This window comes from Arthrobacter sp. NPDC093128, assembly GCF_040683875.1.
In the GTDB taxonomy this organism is placed as follows: domain Bacteria; phylum Actinomycetota; class Actinomycetes; order Actinomycetales; family Micrococcaceae; genus Arthrobacter.
On record NZ_JBFBEY010000015.1, the window covers coordinates 19148 to 43087 of the forward strand.

Below are 23940 nucleotides of genomic sequence, written 5' to 3' on the forward strand. Positions count from 1 at the left end.
AAAAATGAGGGTATGGAACCTGTGAACACCGACGTTGCAGAAGACGCCCCTACCATTGCCGATCACGCCGGTGCGGAGTCCACTGAAGCAGCCGAGTCCTCCGATGCCCCCACGCTCGGCCAGATCCTGTTGGCGGTTGAAGAGCTCTGGCCGGAGTCCCTTGCCGAGGAATGGGACGAGGTGGGCCTGGTGGCCGGCCATCCGTCAGCAGAAGTCAGCAGGATCATGTTCGCTGTCGATCCCACCCTCGACGTCATCGAGGAAGCCATCGAATGGGGCGCTGAGCTGCTGATCACGCACCACCCCCTGCTGCTTAGGGGAGTCACGTCGGTGGCGGCGACGACGGCAAAAGGCAAAGCGGTCCACCGCCTCATCGAATCCGGAACCGGGCTGCTGACCGTCCACACCAACGGTGACTCCGCCGTTGGGGGCGTCTCGGATGTCCTGGCAGACGCCCTTGGCCTCAACGACGTGGTTCCCCTTACCCCCTCCCCGAACGGCCTGCCCGAAGAAGGCATCGGCCGGGTGGGTGACCTTGAAGACGTCATGACGCTGGGGGACTTCGCGGCCCGCGTCTTCGGCATCCTTCCATCCGTGGCGGGTGGCGTCCGTGTGTCCGGGGACAAGGACGGGCTGGTCCGGCGCGTGGCCGTCTGCGGCGGCGCGGGCGACTCCTTGTTTAACGAGGTCCGGGCAAGCAACGCCGATATCTTCGTAACGGCGGACCTTCGCCACCACCCGGCGTCCGAGGCCCGGGAGAATGCCGTGAACGACCGGCCCTACCTCATCGACGTTTCGCACTTCGCCAGCGAATGGCTGTGGCTGCCCGCTGCGGCCGACGCGCTGGGAAATGTCCTCAGCGACCAGGGCCACGACGTGGACATCCGCGTCAGCACCACCAACAGCGATCCCTGGGACTTCATTCTGACTCCGGGCGGGGACTAGAGTCTAAACTGCGCCGGTCCGGTGCCCGGCTGCGGCCGGTAGGAACAAGCGGAGGTAATAGTGGCCAAGGCAGCACCGGCGGAACAGTTGAAATTGCTCGAACTGCAGGGACTCGACGCCAGGCTCAAATCGCTGTCCAACCGCCGCCGGACCATCGAAAGCGATCCCCGGATCAGCGACCTCGAAGCTGCGCTGTCGGTGGCCAACGGCGAGCTTGGAGCCGCAAAAATGGCGGTTCACGACGCCGAAGCCGAGCTCAAGCGCTCGGAAGCGGACGTTGAGCAGGTGGCCTCCCGGATCGAACGGGACGAAGCGCGGCTGAACAGCGGCACCGGCCTGTCCAAGGACCTCGTCGCCCTGCAAAGCGACATTGCCTCGCTCAACAAGCGGCGTTCGGCCCTTGAGGACGTTGAACTCGAAGTCATGGAGCGCCTCGAGGGACTCCGCGAACGCCAGGCGGCCCAGCAGCAGATCGTGGACGATGTCCAGGGCTCCTTTGGTGTGATCCGCGCCGAGCTGGACGCGGCCCTGGCCGAGATTGCCGCCGAGGCGGCAGAGGTGGGCGGCAAGCGCTCGGAGTTCGCCGCGGGTCTCGACGCGGGCCTGCTTGCCGTCTACGAAAAGACCCTTGCCAAGCGCGGAGTCGGCGCGGCCAGGCTGTTCCACGGCAAGTCCGAAGGCTCGGGAATGCAGCTCAGCCCGGGTGACCTTGCCGAGATCAAGGCAGCAGCCGAGGACGACGTTGTGTTTTGCCCGGATTCCGGCTGCATCCTGGTCCGCTCGGCAGAGTGGGTCTAAGCACTTCCCCAACTGGGTAGCAGCAGGTGTCGTTTTGAGCGCTCAGAACGACATCAAGTGCTACCTAGTTGGGCAGGATGATGTTGAGGGCGTGCGCCTTGCGCGCGGTGCCTTCGACCAGCTCGGCATCCCACTTCTCCCTGGCCGCCCTGAACAGCTGAGCCGGCGTGCGGGGAACTGCACCCCGGCGCGTCAGCAGGTGGCGTGCCAGCTCGCCGCGGGTGTGCTTGGCGAAGTGGCTGACCACCTTGCGGACGCCGTTCACCTCCGTGAAGACGTTGACGGCAACGGTCTGCGCCGGCGGGGGAGCCCAGGCGGCCGCATAGGTGCTGGAGCGGCAGTCCACTAACAGAGACCCCTCCGCTTCGGCTGCCAGTGCCTCCGAAATCTGCGGCTTCCAGAACGTGGCAAGGCGGCCGACGTCGGGCAGTGACGTCCCCATGGACAGCCGGTAGGCGGGCACCCGGTCGGCAAAGCGGATGGCGCCCCAGAGGGCGGAAATGACCAGTACCGATTCATCGGCCTTCCGGCGCTGCGCCGCCGTCAGCGACTGGTAGCCCAGCGCGTCGTACAGGACGCCGGAATAGACCTGGTGCGCCGGAGCCGCCGGTTCCGCGTGCAGGCGGGTGTTGCGTTCGACGTCGGCACTCAGCGAGGCTCCGACGCCCAGCAGCGCGAGGGCGTCGCGGTGGGCGCTGACGTTTCCCAGCGCTTCGAGCACCTTCGCGCGGTACGTGTTCAAAGTGGGAAAGCTCAGGGCGGTCCAGTCGACGGCTTCACCGTTGGGAGCGGGGGTCTTGCCTTCGGACGGCGGCAGCAGAATCAGCACCGTACGATCTTACCGGCGCGCGCGCCGCGGACGCTCTGCCGGCGGCCAAGCTACGCAACGGCCTCAGGCCAGGTTACGGCCAAGGAACGAGAACACGTCCGGGAGGATGGAGCGCCAGTAGCCGCCGTCATGGCCGCCCTCCTGGAATCCGCCCTCATGTTCACCGGGCAGGCCGCTCACGTAGTCCTTCACGCTGTAGAGCAAGTTGTCCGACGTGCCGCAGTCGATTCTCTTCGGCAGCGCCCCAAGCTCCGGCCGGAGGGCAAAGATGTCGTTGGCCGCGAAATCCTCGGCGCTGTCAAAGTTGTCCGTCCGTGCGGCGTCGTGCAGGCTCCAGACTGCCGGGCTCATCGCTGCGACGGCGCGGAGTCCGGGAATCCGGTGCTGCGAGGCGAGGAGCAGGGCGCCAAATCCGCCCATCGACAGGCCGAAAACGGCGAGCCTGCCGGTGTCCAGGCCCTGGCCGGCCAGGAGCGGGATGAATTCCTCGACGACCATGGCCTGTGTGTCAGTGCCTGTTGCGCGGCGGTGCCACCAGCTTTCGCCGCCATCCACGGCCGCGAGTGCGAACGGCGTCCCGCCGCCGGCGACGTGTTGTGACAGAACGTCGGCCGCACGCAGATCCTCGAAGATCATTCGGTGGTCCCCTCCTGTCCCGTGCAGGAAAAGTGCAACGGGCAGTGGCCGCTGATCCCCGTCGGCGCCGCGGTCCGGAACCGCCACGGACCAGTTCGTGCCCGTGTCCGGGCGGAACTTCGACGTGAAGGATCCGCTGTGCACTGAGGCGGTCGCAACCTCGAGGCCCTCGGGGACCGGCGCGCAGGCGGCCAGCACGGCGGCAGTCACGCCGCTGGCCCCGAGTTCCAGCAGCCGCCGGCGTCCGAGCGTCGGGAATTCCATACGCCGATCATAGACTCGGCGGCTCCTTGCGCCGACCCGCAGCTCAGGCCGCCTTGACCGGAGATTTTCCCGTGGAAGCCGAGGCCGCCTGGTTCTCGCGGGCGAGGAAGGCGGAAAGTTCGCCGATGGTGCTCATCAGCGGCGCCGGGAACACGACAGTTGTGTTCCTGTCCACGCCGATCTCGACGAGGGACTGCAGGTTCCTCAGCTGCAGCGCCAACGGGTGCGCCATCATGGTGTCTGACGCGTCGCCAAGAGCCGCAGCCGAGATGGCCTCGCCTTCAGCGGCGATGATCTTGGCGCGCTTCTCCCGCTCCGCCTCCGCCTGGCGGGCCATAGCCCGTTTCATGCTGTCCGGAAGCTGGATGTCCTTCAGCTCCACCAACGTCACCTCCACACCCCACTCCAGTGTCAGTGCATCCAGGATTTCCCGGATGTCGGTATTGATGCGCTCGGTTTCAGACAGCGTCTGGTCCAGGCTGTGCCGGCCGACGACCTTCCGCAGCGTGGTCTGGGCGATCTGGTCGATGGCGGCCGCCACGTTCTCTATTGCCACGACGGATTTCACGGCATCGACCACGCGGTAGTAGGCCACCGCGGAAATACCGACGCTCACATTGTCTTGGGTAATGATGCCCTGCGACTGGATGGGCATGGTCACGATCCGAAGGCTGACCAACGGAAGGTGGTCGACGAACGGGATGATGAACCGCAGTCCGGGCATCCGGACTCCGATGACCCTGCCAAGCCGGAACAGCACGCCCTGCTCGTACTGACGCACAATCCGGACTGACATCTTCGCCGCAATGAACATCAGCACAGCGAGGATTATCACGATGATTAGGCTAGTGGGGTCCATCTGGATCCCCTCCTTCGCTCCGGAAATGACCTTGATTAATTCTCCCACCGCTCCCTGATAAGGCGCCCTACCCGTTGCGAAACCGGCAGACCGGCGCAGCACGTAGAATGAAACGCGGATGGGTTGACCAGGCGGCCGCGCGTCACGCAAGTGGCTCGAGGAACGTCCGGGCTCCGCAGAGCAGGGTGGTGGGTAACGCCCACTCGGGGTAACCCGCAGGCCAGTGCCACAGAGAACAGACCGCCTGCCGCGGTCCGTGTCCGCACGGGCCGTGAACAGGTAAGGGTGAAACGGTGGTGTAAGAGACCACCAGCTTCCCGGGTGACCGGGAAGGCTAGGTAAACCCCACCCGGAGCAAGGCCAGACAGGGCACGTTCGAGGGCTGCTCGCCCGAGTGTCCGGGTAGGCCGCTGGAGGGCGTCGGCAACGGCGTCCGTAGATGGATGGCCGCTATTCCCGCTCCGGCAACGGTGCGGGAACACAGAACCCGGCGTATCGGTCAACCCATCCACCACAAGCCCTCAGCCGGCCGGCAAACTAGCCGGCCAGCCGGGCCGTGTGAGTGACTTCACGCTGTTCGGGGCGGTGCAGGGGGATTTGCCGCCCTAGAATGGATAGCGAACGTAGAAGTTCTGCCGCCGGGTCTGCGTTCGCAGCCGGCGGTTTTTCTTTGCGCTTCTCGAAGGTGTCCGGGGTGGACCGAATCCCCGCTGATGCCTGTGCCCCGGAATACCTCCGGTGGCCGCCATCTGCATACGAAGACGTATGTGGTTGACCCAAGGAAGGTAGTTCTGTGAGCCAGACGTCAGATTCTTGTCTTGATACGTGGATGGGCCGTGAGGCACTTGCCGAGGCCATGATCCCGGTGATCGGCCGGCTGTACCGCGAGAACAACGTGGTGACCTCCATCCACGGCCGCAGCCTGATCAACAAGTCCACCATGAACATCCTGAAGGCGCACCGTTTCGCGCGTCGGATGAGCAAGGACGAGCTGCTCCTCGAAGAGACGGCACCGCTGCTGGATGCCCTCGCCGGGCTGGAACTTGGCGCTGCGGCAATCGACATTGCCCGGCTGAACCAGAAGTACAAGACCGAGGCCAACGGTGCGAGCCTGGATGAATTCCTGCGCGCCGAACTTGCCGACATCGTCGGTAAGCGGGGTGGCGATGACCGCACCAGCACCGACGTCGTGCTCTACGGCTTCGGCCGCATCGGACGCCTGCTGGCGCGCCTCCTGATCGAAAAGGCCGGTGGCGGTCACGGCCTCCGGCTGCGTGCCATCGTGGTGCGCCGCGGCTCGGACAACGACCTCGCCAAGCGGGCCAGCCTGCTTCGCCGCGACTCCGTTCACGGTTCGTTCGAGGGCACCATCAAACTCGACACCGAGAACAACACCATCACGGCCAACGGCGTGCAGGTCCAGGTCATCTACTCGGACAACCCCTCCACGGTGGATTACACGGCCTACGGCATTAAGGATGCGCTCGTGGTGGACAACACGGGACGCTGGCGCGACGCCGAAGGCCTGTCCCAGCACCTCCTGAGCAAGGGCGTTTCGCGTGTCCTGCTCACGGCACCGGGCAAGGGCGATCTCAAGAACATCGTCCACGGCATCAACCACGGCACCATCCTGGATTCGGACAAGATCGTCACGGCCGCGTCCTGCACCACCAACGCCATCACTCCGGTCCTGAAGGCCATCAACGACAAGTTCGGCGTAGTCCACGGCCACGTCGAGACGGTCCACTCCTTCACCAACGACCAGAACCTGATCGACAACTTCCACAAGGGTGACCGCCGCGGGCGCTCTGCCGCGCTGAACATGGTGATCACCGAAACGGGTGCCGCCAAGGCCGTGGCCAAGGCGCTGCCCGAACTCCTGGGCAAGCTCACCGGCAGCTCCATCCGCGTCCCCACCCCGGACGTGTCCCTGGCCATCCTGAACCTGAGCCTGGAACACGGCACAACCAAGGACGAGGTCAACGACTACCTGCGGCAGATGTCCCTGCACTCGGACCTGCGCAAGCAGATCGATTACATCGATTCGCCCGAGGTGGTTTCCACAGACTTCGTCGGCTCACGCCGCGCCGGAATTGTTGATGGCCTGGCCACCATCTCCAATGACAAGAACCTGGTCCTCTACGTCTGGTACGACAACGAGTTCGGCTACAGCTGCCAGGTAGTGCGCGTGATGGAGGAAATGGCAGGCGTCAACCCGCCGTCATTCCCCGTCAAGGAGCCCGCTGCCGCGCTGGCAGCGATCGCGGCGGTCTAGCGCCCGGAAGTATCAGGTCTGCGGTTTCCCGGCGGGTGCTCTGGCATCAGCCGGGAAACCGACACAGAATGGTGTCATGGAACAGGAATCGACTCTCGAACATGAAACCACACTGGAACACGCGCTCGACGTAGCGCGGACGAATCATAAGGAAGCCACCCGTCTCCTTGACCAGGCGCGCGTGGCGCGTGCCGCGGGAGAGATTCCGGAAAGCAGGGTCAAGCAGCTCGAGGACCTGCTGGACATCGCCACTGAAGACCTCAAGCGTGTGATCAAGGAGCAGTAACCGATCCTCCACACTGTGGATATCGGCCAGCTTGTCAGTGCCCTGGCCTAGGCTCTTGGCGTGCATAGGAATCGTCACCGGACCCATCAGCCATGACCATCAGCTGGACGGCGTACCGCCGCGCCCGGCGCCGCTCCCGCCAGGCCTGGGCAGTCCTGATTGTGCTGGCCGTGGGACTGGTTTCCGCCGTTTCCTGGTTTTTCACCGCCGGCCAGTTCGCGGCAGCAGAGCCGCCGGTCACCGGTCCCAGCGAAGCTCTGGTGCTGGACCCCACGTGGATGAAAGCGGTTCCTCCGGTCCGGCCTGTGCCCGAAGGCAGTGCCGCCGCGGCGCTGGAAACCCTCGCCGTGAAGGGCCAGGCGGCCAATGACAACTACGAGCGCACGGCATTCGGCCAGGCGTGGCTGGACGTGGACCGCAACGGCTGCGACACCCGCAACGACATCCTGCGGCGCGACCTGGCCGGCGCGCAGTTCACTGAGGGCTCGCGCTGCCGCGTGGCAGCCGGCCAGTTCCACGAGCCTTACACCGGAGCGGTGGTGACATTCACCAGGGGAGCGGAGAGCAGCAAAGCCGTCCAGATCGACCACGTGGTCGCGCTGGGGGATGCCTGGCAGAAGGGTGCCCAGCAGTTGACGCCGCAACAGCGCCAAAGCCTCGCCAACGATCCCCTTAACCTCGTGGCCGCGGACGGTCCGGCCAACCAGGAAAAGAGCGCGTCAGACGCCGCCGACTGGTTGCCGAAGAACAAGGCCTTCAGATGCCACTACGTAGCCCGCCAGATCTCCGTGAAAGCCGCGTACGCACTGTGGGTGACCCCGGCGGAAAAGGATGCCATGAAGCGCGTGCTGGCGTCGTGTCCGCAGCAGCAGACGGTCATTCCGCGATAACGGGCCGGGTCCCGGGTGTGCAGTGACGCAGTGGGCTTGGGGCTCAGTGCCCGAACGGGTCGGGGTCGACGCCGGGCATCCAGGTCAGGCCGGGAACTCCCCAGCCGCTCCGCTTGGCCTGCTTCATGGCCTTCCGGGCGTAGCGGTCCATCAGCCGGTTCACATAGAGCTTGCCGTCCAGGTGGTCATACTCATGCTGGATGATCCGGGCGAACCAGTCCGTGGCTTCAAAGTCCACCGGGTTCCCGTCGCCGTCAAACCCCTGGACGCGCGCCCACTCGGCGCGTTTGAGCGGGTACTGGCCGCCGGGAAACGACAGGCAGCCCTCCACTTCCTCATCCGGGTCCGGAAGAGCGCCGGAAACCTTGGACAGCGTGAGGACGGGGTTCACCAGGACGCCCACAGGAGGAACATCGTCGTCATTGGCGAACTTGTATACAAAGATGCGCTTGCCCACGCCCACCTGGGGTGCGGCAAGCCCCACTCCGTTGGCAGCGTCATTCGTCTCGAACATGTCGGCGATGAGCGTGCGGAGTTCGTCGTCGAAGACTTCCACTTCGGCGGCCCGGCGGTGCAGAACCGGCTCGCCCCAGATGGTGATCGGCAGAACGGTCATGTCAGGTTGGTCCTTTGATGCAGTGCGGGATCAAGTGCGGGAACAGTCCGGCCCGCAGCGACCGGCGGGGCTTTGGACTTTTCCAGGAAACAAATAAAGGCCGCACCGGATAACCGGTGCGGCCTTTACGTAAGGGCGGAAAATCCTGCCCTTCATGAGGGTGAGCGACGGGGGTTGAACCCGCGACCTCCTGGACCACAACCAGGCGCTCTGCCAACTGAGCTACGCCCACCATGTGCCCTGCGAGACCGTCCGGCTATCCGGCTGTCTTGAAAGGCAACGTCATATAGCTTACCTGCTCCATGGAGGTGTTTTTGCCACTTTTGCCCGTTTAGCGGAAATTTCCGCCAAACGTGGCGCAGATCACTTTTCCGAAGACTCTGCGAGGGACCCGGCAGAGGCCATGACGGACTTTGAAATGCGCTGGGCTGTGGCACTGTCCGGACCCGGCGCCGGAACAAAAACTGCTTCGCGGTAGTACCGCAGCTCATCGATGGAATCCTTGATGTCCCCGAGCGCCCGATGTCCGCCGTGCTTGGCCGGAGCCTGGAAGTAGGCGCGGGCGAACCAGCGCCGCGACAGTTCCTTGATGGTGCTCACGTCAATGACCCGGTAGTGCAGGTGTTCCACCACGGCGGGCATGTCCCGGGCAAGGAATACGCGGTCCGTGCCCACGGAGTTGCCGCCCAAGGGGGCCTTGCGAGGGTCCGGCACCCACTTCGCGATGTACTCCATGATGACGGCTTCCGCTTCGGCCATGGTTTTGCCGTGCGGGAGCTCCTCGAGCAGGCCGGAGCGCGTGTGCATGTCCCGGACGAAGTCGTTCATCTGGGCCAGCGCGGCACCGTCGGGACGGATGACGACGTCGACACCGTCGCCAAGAATGTTGAGTTCAGAGTCCGTCACCAAGGCGGCAACCTCAATGAGGGCGTCGTTCTTGGGGTCGAGGCCGGTCATCTCGCAGTCGATCCAGACAATGCGTTCGTTAGTTATAGGCACCCGCCCAGCCTACCGTTTCACTGCTCGAGAGCTGTCCGATGCTAGGATTTCGGGTACGTGGCGGTGCCCTTTTTTCACTGCTGCGGCCCCGCTTCCGCCGGCCTGCCCGGCTGCCACCGGGTGAAATATGCCCCACAACAGATTGGACGATCCTGAGATGACGGCGCCTGTACCCGCGGTGGGAAATGTGGCTGCCGGTACGTCACCGGAGCCGGCCGCGGCTGAAGTGGACAACGCCCTCTCGCCCCTCCTCTCGGGGTTCGCAGGTTCAATGTTCATGGCGATCGGCTCGCTGGGGGTTGGCTGGCTCGCCCCCGTCTCCGAGCTTCGCCGCCTGCCGCTGTTCATCTGGATGCGCACCGAAGCCGTCGGGGTTGCACTGTCCATCGTGCTGCTGGCCGTGGGCGGCATGCTCCTCGTCCGTGCCTGGCTTCGCCTTGGCCAGCGGGTCCGGGTCTGGGGCGCAGGTGCCCGCAAGGCCACCCTGCAGGCAGTCGCGTTGTGGGGGCTGCCCATGATGTTCTCCGTGCCACTCTTCAGCCGGGACGTCTACGCCTATATCGGGCAGGGCCGCCTGATGGTCGAAGGATTCAACCCTTACGAAAACGGCATCTCGGCGCTGTCCAACTATTTCCAGCTCGGTGCCGACAAGATGTGGACTGAGGCGCCGGTTCCGTACGGCCAGCTGTTCCTGTGGATTGAACAGCTCGTCGTGTGGACCACGAACGTGCACCCGGAAGCCAGCGTCATGCTGTTCCGGCTTGCGGCGCTCGTCGGCGTCGTGCTGTGTATTGTCTATGTGCCCAAACTGGCGGAGCTGCACGGCGTGAATCCGCACCGGGCACTGTGGCTGACTGCAGCCAACCCGCTGTTCCTCACCAACTTCATCGCCAGCGTCCACAACGATGCGCTGATGATCGGACTCGCGCTGGCAGGGCTCTACTACTGCGCCACCAGGCGCGTGGTGTTCGGACTGGTGCTGGTGACGCTGTCGATCTCCGTCAAGCCGATCACTATCGTGTTCCTGCCCTTCATCGGGCTGCTTTGGGCCGGCAAGAACGCAGGCTGGCCACGGAAGTTCGTGTTCTGGGGCCTCACTGCGGGCATCAGCCTGGCCCTCCTGTACGGCATGAGCCTGGTGAACGGCTTCGGCTTCGGCTGGGTGAACGGGTTGTCCGCTCCCGGCAGCATCTGGATCTGGTACGCCCCGGTTGGCCTGCTGGGGCTCGTGGTGGCCTCCATCTTCAACGCCTTCGGGCTGGACGGCTGGGGGTTGGCCAAATGGGTTTACGACGCCGGCAAGCTGCTCGCCGTCGGTATTGTCGCCTGGCAGATCTTCCGCGGTGACCATGACCGGCTGATGCGCCGGCTCACCCTGGCGTTCGCGGCGGTGGTCCTGCTCGCCCCCATGATCCAGTCCTGGTATGTGGTGTGGCTTATCCCGCTGTTTGCCGTCACCGGCATCCGGGACGACTGGCAGGTGAAGGCCCTGTACTTCATCGTGTCCTTCTTTATGGTCTATGCCATCTCGGACCAGCTGGAAGTCTTCCCCTACCTTCAGACCGAGGACCTGGGCCTTCCCCTGGCCCTTGCACGCAACGCCGCGGCCATCATCGCCCTGATGTTCGCGCTGTACCTGATCTTCCTGGATCCCAAAACGAAGCAGCTGTTCAGCAAGCCGGACGAGCCGGTGACCACGCGCCCCGTCATCTGACCGGACCCTGGACCCGATGCGGGCTGTTTAGTCCCCTGCGGGCAGGTTCCTGAGCGCCTCGCGGAGTGAAAGCGGGCTGAGGGCGGCCACGTGCGTCGCGGCGAACTGCCTGACCCACGCGGGATCGGTCTTGGCGTACTCCCGCAACGCCCAGCCGATGGCCTTGCGGATGAAGAATTCCCGGTCCGCCAGATTGGCTTCGATGACCGTGGCCAGGAGCCCGGCGTCGGTGTTGGCCTTTGCCCCGAGCTGGGCGGTGATGGACGACCTGCGGATCCAGAAATCGGGATCCGTGCTCCAACGCAGCAGGACCGGTGTCAGCACGTCCCGGTGTGCTTGCAGGAGCCGGCCCAACCGGTCTTCGACGCCGTCCACCAGGTCCCACCATGCTCCGGTGCGGACGATTTCCTCGTACACCGGCACCATGGCCAAATCCGACCTGACAAGCTTCAAGGCCGTCAGGTCTATCGCGGCATACCGTTCCTCCCGGTAGGTGGCTGTCCGGAAGAGCTCCAGCACGGCCGACCTCAGCTCATCGCCCGATGCCAATGGCGCCGCTGCGACCTCGGCCTTGACGATCCTGCGCACCTCGGGCACCCGCACGCCCAGCAGCGGCATGGCCGATTTCAGGTAGGCCTGCGCGCCAGCGGCGCGCACCGGGTCCGCGGCGGCGGTGAGCCTCGCCCGGATGGCCGCAACCAGATCACTGTGTCCCATGGAGCAACCATAGCCACAGGCGGCCCGTGCGGACCCGGCGCCCGGGCCCTAGAGTGGAGGACAGAACAGCAGTCCGCCGGGGGATGCAACAATCCCGCCGGGCGGCGCCGGCATCCCGGAGGTATCAGCATGTCTATGATCAAGAGCCCAGACCAGATTGCGCTGATGCGCGAGGCCGGCCGGGTGGTGGCAAACACCCTGGCCGCGGTGAAGGACGCGGCGGCGGTGGGTGTTTCCCTGAAGGAGCTTGATGAGCTGGCCGCCGAGTCGATATCGGCCGCTGGGGCCACGCCCGCCTTCCTGAACTACCGCCCGCGGTGGGCCCCGGTGCCGTTTCCTGGCGTCATCTGCGCGAGCGTCAACGATGCCGTGGTCCACGGCATCCCGAACGGATACCGCCTGCAGGACGGGGACCTGCTCAGCGTGGACTGCGGCGCGTTCCTGGAGGGGTGGTGCGGAGACGCCGCCGTCAGCTTCGTTGTGGGAACGGCGGATCCGGTGGACCTGGCGCTGATTGCTGCCACCGACGCGGCCCTGGCTCGTGGCATCGAGATGGCCCGGCTCGGCAACAAAATGGGCGATCTCGCCTATGCGATCGGCGGAGCGGCGCGCCGGGCCGGCTACGGCCTGCTGGCGGATCACGGCGGGCACGGCATCGGCCGGACGATGCACGCCGAGCCCCCGGTGCCGAATGACGGCCGTCCCGGCCGCGGCATCAAGCTGACGGAGGGGTTGGTGATAGCCATTGAACCCATGCTGATCCTCGGGGGCAAGGACGACTACTACCACGACGACGACGAGTGGACGCTGCGGTCCGCCAACGGCCGCCGGGCGGCCCACAGCGAACACACAGTCGCCATCACCGCGGACGGCCCAGTGATCCTCACGCTGCCCTGACGGCGCGTTGCCAACCACGGAATCTGTTGGCCGTGGATTACAATAGTGAGCGCTAACAACGTCTCTCCCAGCAGTAATGGAAACCACATGACCGCCAGCGAGCACCAGATCAGTTTCGGCCCCTACACCGCCATCGCCACGGCCAGGGGAGGGGCGCTCCGCGAACTCCGGCACGGCGGCCGCGATCTGGTAATCAGCTTCGGCGCCGACGGCGGTATACCGGACTACCGCGGTGTTATCTGTGCTCCGTGGCCGAACCGGCTGGCTGATGGCCGCTACAGCTTCGACGGCGGGGATTTCCAAGCGGTGGTCAACGAGGAGGAGCGGGGGACAGCCCTGCACGGACTAGTGTTCGGGGCAGTTTGGGAGCTGCGGGAGCAGACCGCTTCATCCCTCCGCCTTGGCGCCCGCATTGAGCCGGGCGAGGGGTATCCGGGGCGCCTTGACGTTTCCGTTGAATACGAGCTGCGGGCGGACGGGCTGCGCTGCACCGTGCGCGCCGAAAACATTGGCGCGGACGCAGCGCCCTACGGCGTCTGCCCTCACCCGTACCTCGTCGCCGGACCCGCCCCGCTAGATGAGTGGACCGTGCAGATCCCGGCCACCGAATTCATGGAGGTCTCCGACGACCGGTTGCTGCCCGAAGGCATGGCCAGTGTGCAGGGCCACGCCTTCGACTTCCGGACTGAAAAAGTCCTCGGCGCTGTGGAAATCGACCACGCCTTCACCGGCCTGATTACCAACGGGGACGGCCTCGCGGCCGTTCGGGCCTACGACCCCTCCGGGACCGGCGTCGAGCTGGAGTGGGATACTGACTGGCCGTGGCTGCAGATCCATACCGCGGACAAACCCGCGGGGCCGTCCCGGCTGGGCCTCGCGGTTGAGCCCATGACGTGCCCGCCGGATGCGTTCAATAGCGGCACCGGCGTGATCCGGCTGGTTCCGGGGGAGTCCCACCAGGCCAGCTGGACCATCCGGGCGCTCAGTCGCTGACGGCGCTCAGCCGTTGAGGTAGGCCGCCGCGTACCGGCGGTACTGGGCGAGGACGTCCGGGGACCCGCCGTCGGGCGCCGTCAGTTCCATCCGTGCCGATTCCCACTCCGGCCACCGTCCCGTGAGGACGGCCGCTGCCTGTCGGGCGGCGCCGTCGGCCACGTATTCCCCCGGCTCAGGCACCACCACGGGGAGGCCGAATACGGAGACGGCGATCTGCTGCACCGCAGCGGACTGCGCCCCGCCGCCCACCAGGATGATCCGCCCGGCTGTGACACCCTGAGCCTGCAACGCCGCCAGGCCATCCGCGAGGGAGCAGACCACGCCTTCGATGGCGGCCCGGGCCAGGTTGGAGCGCGTGTAGCTGGCCAGGGTGGCGCCGTGGAGGGAGCCTTCGGCGTGCGGCAGGTTGGGTGTGCGCTCACCTTCGAAATACGGCACGAGTGTGAGCCCGCCGGATCCGGCCGGGGCGTCGAGGGCGAGTTCGGTGAGACCGGCGAGGGTCACGCCGAGCAGTGTGGCGGTGGCATCGAAGATCCGCGTGGCGTTCAGCGTGCAGGCCAGCGGGAGGAAGTTGCCGGTGGCATCCGCGAATCCGGCGACGAGCCCCGTGGCGTCGGCGGCAGGGGTCTCGGAGACTGCGAATACCGTCCCTGACGTCCCAAGTGACACCACAACGTCGCCGGGGCGCGCGTCAACGCCGAGAGCAGCGGCGGCGTTGTCGCCGGCTCCGGGGCCGATCAGCGCACCGGCCGGCGTCTTGCCTGCGGCCTCCATTGAACCGGCGACGGCGGGAAGCGCGGGCACGTGGCCCAGGACCTTCTCCAGGATCCCGGGGAGGTAGGTCCCTGACGCCGTGGAGAAGTAGCCTGTGCCGGATGCGTCGGACCTGTCCGTCCGGAGCAGCTGAAGCGACAAGGGGCCCGTTCCCGGGCCGTGGCCCGCCAGCCGCCAGCTCAGCCAGTCGTGCGGGAGGCAGACGGCCGCTATACGGCGGGCATTGTCAGGTTCCTCCCGGGCCAGCCAGCGAAGTTTGGTGATAGTGAGGGATGCGACGGGGACCGTACCGGTCGCGTCTGCCCAGAAGGCGGCACCGGCCTCAGCGTCGCCGTCGCCAGCATCGGCGATGAGCTGCTCGGCGTCGACGGCGGAGCGTGTGTCGTTCCACAGCAGCGCCGGGCGGATCACCGCGCCGGAGGAATCCAGGCACACCATGCCGTGCTGCTGGCCGCCGACGGAAACGGCGGCGACGTCGTCCAGGCCGCCCGCCTGGGCGATGGCATCCTGGAGGGCGGTCCACCAGTGGTCGGGGTGTACCTCGCTGCCTTCCGGGTGGGCCGCACGCCCTTGGCGGACCAGCGCGCCGGTGCCGGCGTCGCGGATCACCACTTTGCATGACTGTGTGGAGCTGTCGATTCCTGCGACCAGCGGCATGGCGGGTTCTTTCTGCAAGGTCTGCCGCCGGACCCGGGAGTCCGGATCCGGCGGCAGCGGTATTTGTAGGTTGGGAAAAACGGGCCCTAGCGGGCGCCGAGCAGGTGCTCGATGGCCAGCTGGTTGAGGCGGACAAAGGCGAACGAGCGCTGGGCTGCGGCATCGGCGTCGAACTCCGCGAAAGCGGACCCGTCAGCGAGCAGGTCCGCGGCGCTCTCACCGGCGGAAAGCGTGGGCTCCCCGAGTTCGAACACACCGGAGGTCGTCAACGCTTCCTGGACGTCAGGGTCGGCACGGAAGGCCAGGGCGCGTTCCTTGAGCAGCAGGTACATGGACATGTTGGATTTCGCGGATTCCCACACGCCGTCGTAGCCGTCGGTGCGGGAGGGCTTGTAGTCGAAGTGCCGCGGACCGTCGTACGTGGGGCCGCCGTTGGGGAACCCGTTTTCGAGGAGGTCCACCGTGAAGAACGCGCTGGTCAGGTCGCCATGCCCGAAGACGAGGTCCTGGTCGTACTTGATGCCGCGCTGGCCGTTGAGGTCGATGTGGAAGAGCTTCCCGGCCCACAGCGCCTGGGCGATGCCGTGGGTGAAGTTCAGTCCGGCCATCTGCTCATGGCCGGTTTCCGGGTTGAGGCCCACGATGTCGCCGTGTTCCAGCTGGGCGATGAACGCCAGGCCGTGTCCCACCGTGGGCAGGAAGATGTCGCCGCGGGGCTCGTTGGGCTTGGGCTCCAGGGCGATCCGCAGGCCGTAGCCCTTGTCTTTGATGTAGGCCGCGGCCGTGTCCACGCCCTCCTTCATGCGGTCCAGCGCGGCCGAGAGGTCCTTCGAGCCGTCATATTCGCTGCCTTCGCGTCCGCCCCACATCACGAAGGTTTCGGCGCCCAGCTCGGCTGCGAGGTCGATGTTCTGCAGGACCTTGCTGAGCGCGAACCGGCGGACGGAACGGTCGTTGGAGGTGAAGCCGCCGTCCTTGAAGACCGGGTGGCTGAACAGGTTGGTGGTGACCATGGGGGTCTTCAGGCCGGTCTCGGCCAGGGCTGCCTTGAAGTTTTTCAGGATCAGCTCGCGCTCGGAGGACGTGGCATCGAACGGGACCAGGTCGTTGTCGTGGAAGGTGATGCCGTAGGCGCCGAGCTCGCTGAGCTTGTGGACGGCCTCGACGGGGTCCAGGGCCGGGCGGGTGGCGACGCCGAACGGATCGGCGCCGGTCCAGCCGACGGTCCAAAGGCCAAAGGTGAAACGGTCTGCGGGGGTGGGCTGAAGAGTCATGAAGCGTCCTTGGTTCAGAGATGGGGGTTCAGGGAGTGGTTTAGCGGTACCGGCCACCGCGGGGACGGCCGGGATTCAATTAGTTTTCAATCTGAACTATATGCATCATGATTGACTAAGGTCAATGATGAAGGCGGCGGAAATGTCACTGGAGAAAAATGCCGACGGCGGTGCGGTCCGTCCTGCGCCCGGCCGCGTCGAGGATGTCCGGCGCGGAAACCTGGTGCGGGTCCTGGCTTCCCTGGCGCAGGCTCGCGCTGATCCGGACCCGCACCCCACCCGTGCTGACCTGGCGTCCCGGACCGGATTGACCAAGGCATCCGTGTCCAGCCTCGTCGCCGAGCTCGTGGACGCCGGTTTGGTGGCGGAATCCGGCGCCACCCGGGACGGCGAACGCGGCCGCCCGGGAGTGGGCCTGGAGTTGAGCACCCGCCGCGGCGTGGTGGGCATGGAAATCAATGTGGACTATATTTCCGCCGGGCTCCTGGACCTAGGCGGGACCCTGCGGATCCTGAGGACACTGGAACGCGGCAACCGCGGCCAGTCACCTGAATCCGTCATGGCCCTGCTGGCCGGGCTTGTCAGCGACGTTGCCGCCGAGGCCTCTGCGGCCGGAATCGTGATTCTTGGCGGCGGGCTGGCTGTTCCCGGACTTGTGGACTCGGCGTCGGGGACCGTTGCCAGTGCTCCCAACCTGCATTGGCACGCGGTTGCCCTGCAGCTTGACCGGTTACTTCCCGACGCACCGTTCGGCACCGTCCTGCACAACGAAGCCAACTGCGCTGCGCTGGGTGAACTCTGGTACGGGCACGGACTGGATTTCCAGGACTACCTTTTCGTCTCCGGCGAGGTGGGGGTCGGTGGCGGCCTGGTGATCGGCTCCGAGCTGTTCGCGGGGCCCCAGGGGCAGGCCGGCGAGGTGGGCCACATGGTGGTGGAACCGTCCGGCCCCGACTGTTCGTGCGGCGGCCATGGCTGCCTGGAGACCTTCGCCGGGCAGGAGGCCATCTTCTCCGAGGCCGGCATTCCGGCAGGCACCGCATCCGTGCGGCTCGCGAGGCTCGGCGAACAACTCGCGTCCGGAGATGCGGCCGCCATTTCAGCCGTGGCCCGGGCCGGCCGCTACCTGGGGATTGCCGCGGCGTCCACGGCGCGGATGATGAACCTGTCCGCCGTGGTGCTCGGCGGCCACTTCACCCAGATGGGACCGTGGATTGCTCCAGCTGTGGTGCGGAGCCTGGCTGACTATGCGCCCGGCGTCGTCAGCCCCGCCAGGGTGGCGGTCTCGGAGCTCGGCCAGTCCGCGGCCCTGCTCGGCGCGGCCGGGAGCTCCCTGCGCGCTGTCCTGGCCGCACCGTTCAGCCTGACTCCGGCAGGATAGCTTTCAGCCGGGCTGGTGTTCAGGACCCGGCGTTCAGGATGGGGCGACGAGCCGGACCACCGCCCGGCCCGGCACCGCATCGCTGACCACCTCGAAGCCTGCGGCCAGGAACAGCTTCAGGGTTCCATGGTAGAGGTCGGCGGGACCCGCTTTCGGCCGCTGCTCAGGAATGACGGGGTAGCCTTCCACCATGCCGGCGCCGTGGGCAAGGGCGTGGCCGACGGCGGCCTGAAGCAGCGCTGCAGCGACACCGCTGCGGCGGTGGCCCGGTGCGACGACGAAGCAGCTCACCGACCAGATGGGCACAACAGGCCCGTCCCCCGGTTGGCTGGACGCGGCCGGCCCGGCCGCCTTCAGGACCTGTGAACGCAGGATCCGCGGGTAGCAGCCGCGCGGTTCGACCGCGCACCAGCCCACCGGCTGGCCGTCCCCGAAGGCCAGGACCCCGGGTGCCGGTGTGCCGGCACCGAACTTTTCCCGCAGCTGGTTCTTGCGGTCCCCTGGAGCGGAGCCATTCCATTCCGCCCCGGTCAGGGCGAAGAACCTGCACCAGCAGCGCGACGGCTCGCCGCGCACTCCGAAAAGGCGTTCGACGTCGGGCCATTCGGCCGGCGCAGTGGTCACGGGCGCAGTGGTCACCGGTACAGGGCTGTCGGATCGCTTGGCGGTCATGGAAACAGGCTAGACCGGTTGCCCGCTGCGACGGAACGCCGCAGCCCGTGCTCTCAGGCGCCGGCTTTCTGGCGTGCCTCAGCGCTGCGCCAGCCGAGCCCGGCAAGCCACGTGGCACACAGCTCCGTCCACCGCTCCACGCCGGACACGCCGGCCGCAAGGCCCAGTCCGTGCTGGCCATGCGGAAAGACATGCAGTTCGGCAGGCACGGCAGCCTGCCGCAGCGCGAGGGCGTACCGGAGGCTGTGCTCGACATCCACGGCCCCGTCGTCAAAGGTATGCCAGATGAAGGACGGGGGAGTGTCGCTCGTGGCAGTCAGCTCCGCAGACAGCCGGGCCAGCAGTTCGTTCGATGGCGTGGCGCCGAGCAGGTTGTTGATGCTTCCCTGATGGACTGCCGCGGTGAAGGACAGCACGGGGTAGCACAGGATGGACAGGTCGGGACGCGAGCCGGGCACGTCGAGCGAAGCCTCGCCGCAGGGGACTCCGGCAGCCAGGGTGGCTGCAAGGTGACCGCCGGCTGAGAACCCGAGGACACCGACCCGTGAGCCGTCCACGGCGAGTCCGTGGCCTCCGCGCCGGATCCAGGCGAGCGCGGCCTTGGCATCCTGCAGGGGCGCCGGGTGGCGGTGCGGAGCCACCCGGTAGCGCAGCACGAACGCGTGGATGCCCAGTGAGGCCAGCCATTCAGCCACCGGCTCGGCCTCGTGGTCGGCATGGCGTTCGTAGCCTCCGCCGGGAAGGATCAGCATTGCCGGCGACTCCCGGAGTGGTTCCCCGCCAGCCGGGAGGACGCTGAGGCCCGCCGGCATCGTGGGGCTGCCCGTCAGGGCGTCCACTCGGTGCTCCGCCTGAGCGTCACCTGTCCCGTCACGGTGGCACCGCCGTCGTGGTGGCCGTCCCCGTCGGGACGTTCAGGACCCGAAGTGCTCAGTGTGGCCAGGCGTCCGATTTCCTCGAGCGGAAGGCGGACTGTAGATAGTCCAGGGCGGAAGTCCCGGAGGGTCTCGATGTCGTCGAACCCGGCGACCAGGGCGTCGCGGGGGATTCTGAACCCTTGCGAGCGAAGCCCCGCCGTGGCACCGATGGCCATGACATCGTTTGCCGCAAAAATGCACAGTCCGGGCTTTTCGCCCTCTTTCGACGCTCCGGAAGCTCGGGCCTCCCGGATCCGCCGGGCCAGCCCGAGTCCCGCCTCGTAGCCGCCGGCGCGGTTGAAGGATGCACGGAGCACTTCGCCGGGGGAACGGCCGGCCGCGGCAAGGCCGGACTGGAAACCGCGGATCCGGTCGTCAGAGGTGATCAGACCCTCCGGGCCGCCGATGATCACAAACTCGCCTGAATGGCTGGCAGCAAGCTTTCCGGCGAGTTCCGCGGCCAGCTCCTCGTTCGGTACTTCCACCAGGTGGTATCCGTCCAGCGCGCCGGCGCCGACGATTGCCTGCCCCACGACGCCGACGTGGCCGCCGTTGCGGCAGTAGCGGTCCAGTTCGGCGGCGAGGGCAGCATTGCCCTTTTCGTCCTCCGGCCGGCGGGACCGTGAGCCGGCAATGACAATGGCGTCTGCCCGCCTGGCCGCGAAAGCGGCCACGGCGTCCTTCTCATCCGCCGGGGTTCCGCCCGTGGTGGCCAGCAGCACCATCTTGTGCTGCTCGCGGGCCACCTCCTGCACGCCCCGTGCTATGGCCGAGAAGTACGGATCCGCGATGTCGTGCACAATCAGGCCGACAAGGCCCGAGCTGGATTTTGCCAGCGCCTGTGCCTGGGCATTGGGGATGTAGCCGAGGGTTTCCGCGGCCTGGCGCACCCGCTCGGACACGCCCGGGCCGGGCTTGCGGGCGGAACCGTTGAGGACGCGTGATGCAGTAGCCGGCGAAACCCCGGCCAGTCGTGCCACCTCGGTGAGGGTACTTGCAGCCACCGGTATCTCCTGTTCAGCCAACGTGCGCGTACTGGCCATTATGGCAGTTTGACCGAGTTTCGGGAAAGCGCTTGCCATGCGGGGCGCAAAGATGCATCATGAATGCAGTGGGAATGCGCTTTCCCAACGACATGCACTGAGCTACGAACTGTGGAGGACACATGGGCTTCGAAACAAAGACGATCCGTATCGCCATGAACGGCATCACCGGCCGGATGGGCTACCGCCAGCACCTGCTGCGCTCCATCCTCCCCATCCGCGACGCCGGCGGGTTTACCCTCGAGGACGGCACCAAGGTCCAGGTCGAACCCATCCTGGTGGGACGCAACGAGGCCAAGATCCGCGAACTCGCCGAACTCCACAAGGTGGCGGAATGGACCACGGACCTCGACTCCCTGATCAACGACCCCACCGTGGACATCATCTTCGACGCCTCCATGACCAGCCTCCGGGCCGCCACACTGAAGAAGGCCATGCTGGCCGGCAAGCACATCTTCACTGAGAAGCCCACGGCCGAAACCCTTGAAGAGGCCATCGAGCTGGCCCGCATCGGGAAGGAAGCCGGCGTGACCGCCGGCGTTGTGCACGACAAGCTGTACCTCCCGGGCCTGGTCAAGCTGCGCCGCCTGGTTGACGAGGGCTTCTTCGGCCGCATCCTGTCCATCCGCGGCGAATTCGGCTACTGGGTGTTCGAGGGCGACGTGCAGGCGGCACAGCGCCCGTCCTGGAACTACCGCAAGGAAGACGGCGGCGGAATGACCACGGACATGTTCTGCCACTGGAACTACGTCCTCGAAGGCATCATCGGCAAGGTCAAGAGCGTCAACGCCAAGACCGCCACCCACATCCCGGCCCGCTGGGACGAGGCCGGCAACGAATACAAGGCCACCGCCGATGACGCCTCCTACGGCATCTTCGAACTCGAAACGCCGGCGGGCGAGCCGGTCATCGGCCAGATCAACTCCTCCTGGGCCGTCCGCGTCTACCGCGACGAACTGGTCGAATTCCAGATCGACGGCACCCACGGTTCCGCTGTCGCGGGCCTGAACAAGTGCGTTGCCCAGCAGCGCGCCCATACCCCCAAACCGGTCTGGAACCCGGACCTGCCCGTCACGGAGTCCTTCCGCAGCCTGTGGCAGGAAGTCCCGGCCAACGCCGAACTGGACAACGGCTTCAAGCTGCAGTGGGAGGAATTCCTCCGCGACGTCGTTGCCGGCCGGGAACACCGCTTCGGCCTGCTCTCCGCCGCCCGCGGCGTGCAGCTCGCCGAGCTCGGACTCCAGTCCAACGACGAACGCCGCACCATCGACATCCCGGAGATCACGCTCTAATGACATCGCTGATCCTTCCCACCCACGACGGCGGAACCCGCGAATACCGGCTCCAATCCGCCCCCTCCTGGTCCCGGCCCTCGGCCCCCATCACCTCGCGTCACGCCTACGCCGCCGCCCACGTCATTCCGGAAGTCACTGCCGACAACACTCCGGGGGCCCCTGCGCGCCTCGACTGGGACGCCACCATGGCGTACAGGCACGAGCTCTGGTCCTACGGCCTCGGCGTGGCAGATGCCATGGACACCGCCCAGCGCGGCATGGGCCTGGACTGGGCTGCCACCCAGCAGCTCATCAAGCGCACCGGCGTGGAGGCCGCATCGGTGGTCTCCTCCGGCAACGCCGCCACGGCCGGAAAGTCCGTCCGCGACCTGGTGTCCTGCGGCGCAGGAACCGACCAGCTTGATCCGGCCACGCTGCCTGCAGGCGCCGCCGGCGTCCAGGCCGTCCTCGACGCCTACCGCGAGCAGGTCGCCGTCGTCTCCGAGGCCGGTCCCAAAGTCATCCTGATGGCCTCACGCGCGCTGGCGAAGGTGGCCAGCGGGCCTGACGACTACCTGCACGTCTACTCGACGCTGCTGCGGGAAGCCGAGCAGCCCGTCATCCTGCACTGGCTCGGCACCATGTTCGATCCCGCCCTGGCCGGCTACTGGGGCTCCGACGACGTCGCCACGGCCACTGACACGTTCCTGTCCCTGATCCGCGAGCACGCGGACAAGGTGGACGGCGTCAAGGTCTCGCTCCTCGATGCCAGCCACGAAGTGGCACTGCGGGCGGCTCTCCCCGAAGGCGTCCGGCTGTACACCGGCGACGACTTCAACTACCCGGAACTGATCGACGGCGACGGCACGCACCACTCGGACGCCCTGCTGGGCATCTTCGCCGCCATCTACCCGGCAGCATCGGCAGCGCTGCAAAGCTACGATGCCGGCGACGCTCTCAGGGCACGCGCCATCCTCGATTCCACCCGTGAACTGGGCAAGCACATCTTCAGTGCCCCCACGTTCTACTACAAGACCGGCATCGCGTTCATGTCCTGGCTCAACGGCAAACAGCCAGGCTTCCAAATGGTGGGCGGACTGCACTCAGGCCGCTCCGTGGTGCACCTGGCGAAGACCTTCGAACTGGCCGACCAGGCGGGACTGCTGAAGGACCCGGCACTGGCCGCGTTCCGGATGTCCGACTACTTGCGCATCAACGGAGTGGGAGTATGACATCCAATTCCGGGCCGTCCCCTTTTTCGCGACTTTCCCTCAACAGCGCCACCACCAAGAAATGGACCCTGGCAGAGGCCGTCGACGGCTGCGCCCGCGCAGGCATCCCCGCAATCGGCCCGTGGCGTGACCGGGTGCACGAAGCCGGCCTCGAAAAGGCCGCCAAACTCATCAGGGACGCCGGCCTGCGGGTGTCCTCGCTCTGCCGTGGCGGCTTCCTGACCGCAGCCGATGCCGAGGGACAGGCGGCGGCGCTCGCTGACAACCGCGCCGCCATCCTGGAAGCCGTGGCGCTGGACACCCGGGAACTGTTCCTGGTGGTCGGCGGGCTAGCTCCGCGGGAGAAGGATGTGGTGGCTGCCCGCCAGCGCGTCGCCGACCGCCTCGCGGACCTGGTTCCGTTCGCCGCCGAGAACGGGGTCCGGCTGGTGCTGGAGCCGCTGCACCCGATGTACGCCGCCGACCGCGCCCTGATCTCCACCCTCGGCCAGGCCCTGGACCTGGCGGCACCGTACGATGCGAAGGCCGTCGGCGTCGCCGTCGACACCTTCCACGTGTGGTGGGATCCGGAACTGAAGGCGCAGATCGAACGGGCCGGCCGGGAGAACCGGATTGCCTCCTACCAGGTGTGCGACTTCAACCTGCCCATCGCCGCCGACGCACTGTTGTCCCGGGGCATGATGGGCGACGGTGTCATCGACTTCGCGACCATCGGCACCTGGGTCCGCGATGCCGGCTACACCGGCGACATCGAAGTGGAAATTTTTAATCAGGAAATCTGGGACGCCGAAGGCGACAGCGTCCTGGCCACCATGAAGGAGCGCTACGCGGGACTCGTCCTGCCGTACGCCTGACCGGTCCAGCCGCGTTCCTGCGACGGCGTGATTCCTGACCAGACCGCGGGCCCCAGCTTCGTCACGGCCGGGGCCTGCGCCCCACCTGACGGCCCGGCACCGCATTGCGGTGCCGGGCCGTTGCCATGGGTGCACTCGTTT

23 protein-coding genes, 1 tRNA gene and 1 other RNA gene are annotated in these 23940 nt (G+C 66.6%); 13 read left to right on the forward strand and 12 right to left on the reverse strand.

What is annotated here, in order from left to right; translation table 11 throughout:
• The first annotated feature begins 12 nt into the window (after positions 1-12).
• The gene (locus tag AB0N24_RS17705; RefSeq protein ID WP_364126998.1) at positions 13-945 is read left to right on the forward strand and encodes a Nif3-like dinuclear metal center hexameric protein; all 933 of its coding nucleotides are present in this window, start codon (positions 13-15) and stop codon (positions 943-945) included.
• A 60-nt stretch (positions 946-1005) separates the two neighbouring features.
• Complete coding sequence (locus AB0N24_RS17710; protein WP_364127001.1) at positions 1006-1743, forward strand: C4-type zinc ribbon domain-containing protein; 738 nt, start codon at positions 1006-1008, stop codon at positions 1741-1743.
• A gap of 64 nt (positions 1744-1807) precedes the next feature.
• Here AB0N24_RS17710 and AB0N24_RS17715 read toward each other — a convergent pair whose 3' ends face one another.
• From AB0N24_RS17715 to AB0N24_RS17725, 3 genes are all read right to left on the reverse strand, one after another.
• Positions 1808-2572, reverse strand: a complete 765-nt coding sequence (locus AB0N24_RS17715; RefSeq protein WP_364127004.1) for a peroxide stress protein YaaA — start codon at positions 2570-2572, stop codon at positions 1808-1810.
• A 63-nt stretch (positions 2573-2635) separates the two neighbouring features.
• Complete coding sequence (locus tag AB0N24_RS17720; RefSeq protein WP_364127007.1) at positions 2636-3472, reverse strand: alpha/beta hydrolase-fold protein; 837 nt, start codon at positions 3470-3472, stop codon at positions 2636-2638.
• Between the two features lie 43 nt (positions 3473-3515).
• Entirely contained in the window at positions 3516-4331 is an 816-nt protein-coding gene (locus AB0N24_RS17725; protein WP_364127009.1) for a slipin family protein, read from the reverse strand.
• Positions 4332-4450: 119 nt separating this feature from the next.
• Between AB0N24_RS17725 and rnpB the strand changes: the two genes are divergently transcribed.
• The 4 genes from rnpB to AB0N24_RS17745 all read left to right on the forward strand — a co-directional run bounded on the left by rnpB (position 4451) and on the right by AB0N24_RS17745 (position 7782).
• An RNA gene (gene rnpB / locus AB0N24_RS17730) (RNase P RNA component class A) lies at positions 4451-4842 on the forward strand.
• A gap of 282 nt (positions 4843-5124) precedes the next feature.
• Positions 5125-6606, forward strand: a complete 1482-nt coding sequence (locus AB0N24_RS17735; protein ID WP_214956843.1) for a glyceraldehyde-3-phosphate dehydrogenase — start codon at positions 5125-5127, stop codon at positions 6604-6606.
• A gap of 76 nt (positions 6607-6682) precedes the next feature.
• Positions 6683-6892, forward strand: coding sequence for a hypothetical protein (locus AB0N24_RS17740; RefSeq protein WP_364127011.1), 210 nt, complete (start codon positions 6683-6685; stop codon positions 6890-6892).
• A gap of 92 nt (positions 6893-6984) precedes the next feature.
• Positions 6985-7782, forward strand: coding sequence for an HNH endonuclease family protein (locus AB0N24_RS17745; RefSeq protein ID WP_364127013.1), 798 nt, complete (start codon positions 6985-6987; stop codon positions 7780-7782).
• A gap of 43 nt (positions 7783-7825) precedes the next feature.
• Here AB0N24_RS17745 and def read toward each other — a convergent pair whose 3' ends face one another.
• From def to orn, 3 genes are all read right to left on the reverse strand, one after another.
• Positions 7826-8398 carry a peptide deformylase gene (gene def, locus AB0N24_RS17750; RefSeq protein WP_364127015.1) on the reverse strand — a complete coding sequence of 191 codons (573 nt, stop codon included), beginning with the start codon at positions 8396-8398 and terminating at the stop codon, positions 7826-7828.
• Between the two features lie 159 nt (positions 8399-8557).
• A tRNA-His gene (locus AB0N24_RS17755) sits at positions 8558-8630 on the reverse strand.
• Between the two features lie 131 nt (positions 8631-8761).
• On the reverse strand, positions 8762-9397 hold the full coding sequence (gene orn, locus AB0N24_RS17760; RefSeq protein ID WP_364127017.1) for an oligoribonuclease: 636 nt from the start codon (positions 9395-9397) through the stop codon (positions 8762-8764).
• A gap of 157 nt (positions 9398-9554) precedes the next feature.
• On the opposite strand from orn, the gene mptB reads away from it, so the two are divergent.
• The gene (mptB, locus tag AB0N24_RS17765; RefSeq protein ID WP_364127019.1) at positions 9555-11111 is read left to right on the forward strand and encodes a polyprenol phosphomannose-dependent alpha 1,6 mannosyltransferase MptB; all 1557 of its coding nucleotides are present in this window, start codon (positions 9555-9557) and stop codon (positions 11109-11111) included.
• 27 nt (positions 11112-11138) lie between these two features.
• Here mptB and AB0N24_RS17770 read toward each other — a convergent pair whose 3' ends face one another.
• Positions 11139-11828 (reverse strand): DNA alkylation repair protein, encoded by a 690-nt coding sequence (locus AB0N24_RS17770; RefSeq protein ID WP_364127022.1) that lies wholly within the window; start codon positions 11826-11828, stop codon positions 11139-11141.
• 129 nt (positions 11829-11957) lie between these two features.
• Here AB0N24_RS17770 and map point away from each other — a divergent pair, with 129 nt between their 5' ends.
• Together map and AB0N24_RS17780 are read left to right on the forward strand one after the other, a co-directional pair.
• Positions 11958-12725, forward strand: coding sequence for a type I methionyl aminopeptidase (gene map / locus AB0N24_RS17775; RefSeq protein ID WP_364127024.1), 768 nt, complete (start codon positions 11958-11960; stop codon positions 12723-12725).
• A gap of 87 nt (positions 12726-12812) precedes the next feature.
• The gene (locus tag AB0N24_RS17780; RefSeq protein WP_364127026.1) at positions 12813-13718 is read left to right on the forward strand and encodes an aldose 1-epimerase family protein; all 906 of its coding nucleotides are present in this window, start codon (positions 12813-12815) and stop codon (positions 13716-13718) included.
• Positions 13719-13724: 6 nt separating this feature from the next.
• On the opposite strand, the gene xylB is transcribed toward AB0N24_RS17780, so the two are convergent.
• Both xylB and xylA read right to left on the reverse strand, forming a co-directional pair.
• Complete coding sequence (gene xylB, locus AB0N24_RS17785; RefSeq protein WP_364127029.1) at positions 13725-15152, reverse strand: xylulokinase; 1428 nt, start codon at positions 15150-15152, stop codon at positions 13725-13727.
• Between the two features lie 86 nt (positions 15153-15238).
• Positions 15239-16426 carry a xylose isomerase gene (xylA, locus tag AB0N24_RS17790; RefSeq protein ID WP_364127032.1) on the reverse strand — a complete coding sequence of 396 codons (1188 nt, stop codon included), beginning with the start codon at positions 16424-16426 and terminating at the stop codon, positions 15239-15241.
• A gap of 142 nt (positions 16427-16568) precedes the next feature.
• Between xylA and AB0N24_RS17795 the strand changes: the two genes are divergently transcribed.
• Positions 16569-17807, forward strand: a complete 1239-nt coding sequence (locus AB0N24_RS17795; protein WP_364127035.1) for an ROK family transcriptional regulator — start codon at positions 16569-16571, stop codon at positions 17805-17807.
• 33 nt (positions 17808-17840) lie between these two features.
• On the opposite strand, the gene AB0N24_RS17800 is transcribed toward AB0N24_RS17795, so the two are convergent.
• Genes AB0N24_RS17800 through AB0N24_RS17810 form a run of 3 tightly spaced genes read right to left on the reverse strand, consistent with a single transcriptional unit; the run spans position 17841 to position 20400 of the window.
• Positions 17841-18479, reverse strand: coding sequence for a GNAT family N-acetyltransferase (locus AB0N24_RS17800; protein ID WP_364127037.1), 639 nt, complete (start codon positions 18477-18479; stop codon positions 17841-17843).
• A 53-nt stretch (positions 18480-18532) separates the two neighbouring features.
• Entirely contained in the window at positions 18533-19291 is a 759-nt protein-coding gene (locus AB0N24_RS17805) for an alpha/beta hydrolase (RefSeq protein ID WP_364127281.1), read from the reverse strand.
• A 14-nt stretch (positions 19292-19305) separates the two neighbouring features.
• The gene (locus AB0N24_RS17810; RefSeq protein ID WP_364127039.1) at positions 19306-20400 is read right to left on the reverse strand and encodes a LacI family DNA-binding transcriptional regulator; all 1095 of its coding nucleotides are present in this window, start codon (positions 20398-20400) and stop codon (positions 19306-19308) included.
• A gap of 161 nt (positions 20401-20561) precedes the next feature.
• Here AB0N24_RS17810 and AB0N24_RS17815 point away from each other — a divergent pair, with 161 nt between their 5' ends.
• Genes AB0N24_RS17815 through AB0N24_RS17825 form a run of 3 tightly spaced genes read left to right on the forward strand, consistent with a single transcriptional unit; the run spans position 20562 to position 23799 of the window.
• On the forward strand, positions 20562-21731 hold the full coding sequence (locus tag AB0N24_RS17815) for a Gfo/Idh/MocA family oxidoreductase (RefSeq protein ID WP_364127041.1): 1170 nt from the start codon (positions 20562-20564) through the stop codon (positions 21729-21731).
• A complete protein-coding gene (locus tag AB0N24_RS17820; protein WP_364127043.1) occupies positions 21731-22945 on the forward strand; it encodes a dihydrodipicolinate synthase family protein in 1215 nt (404 codons plus the stop codon). Before AB0N24_RS17815 ends, AB0N24_RS17820 begins: the two co-directional genes overlap by 1 nt.
• Entirely contained in the window at positions 22942-23799 is an 858-nt protein-coding gene (locus AB0N24_RS17825; RefSeq protein WP_364127045.1) for a sugar phosphate isomerase/epimerase family protein, read from the forward strand. The genes AB0N24_RS17820 and AB0N24_RS17825 overlap by 4 nt, the downstream gene beginning before the upstream one ends.
• Positions 23800-23940 lie beyond the last annotated feature (141 nt).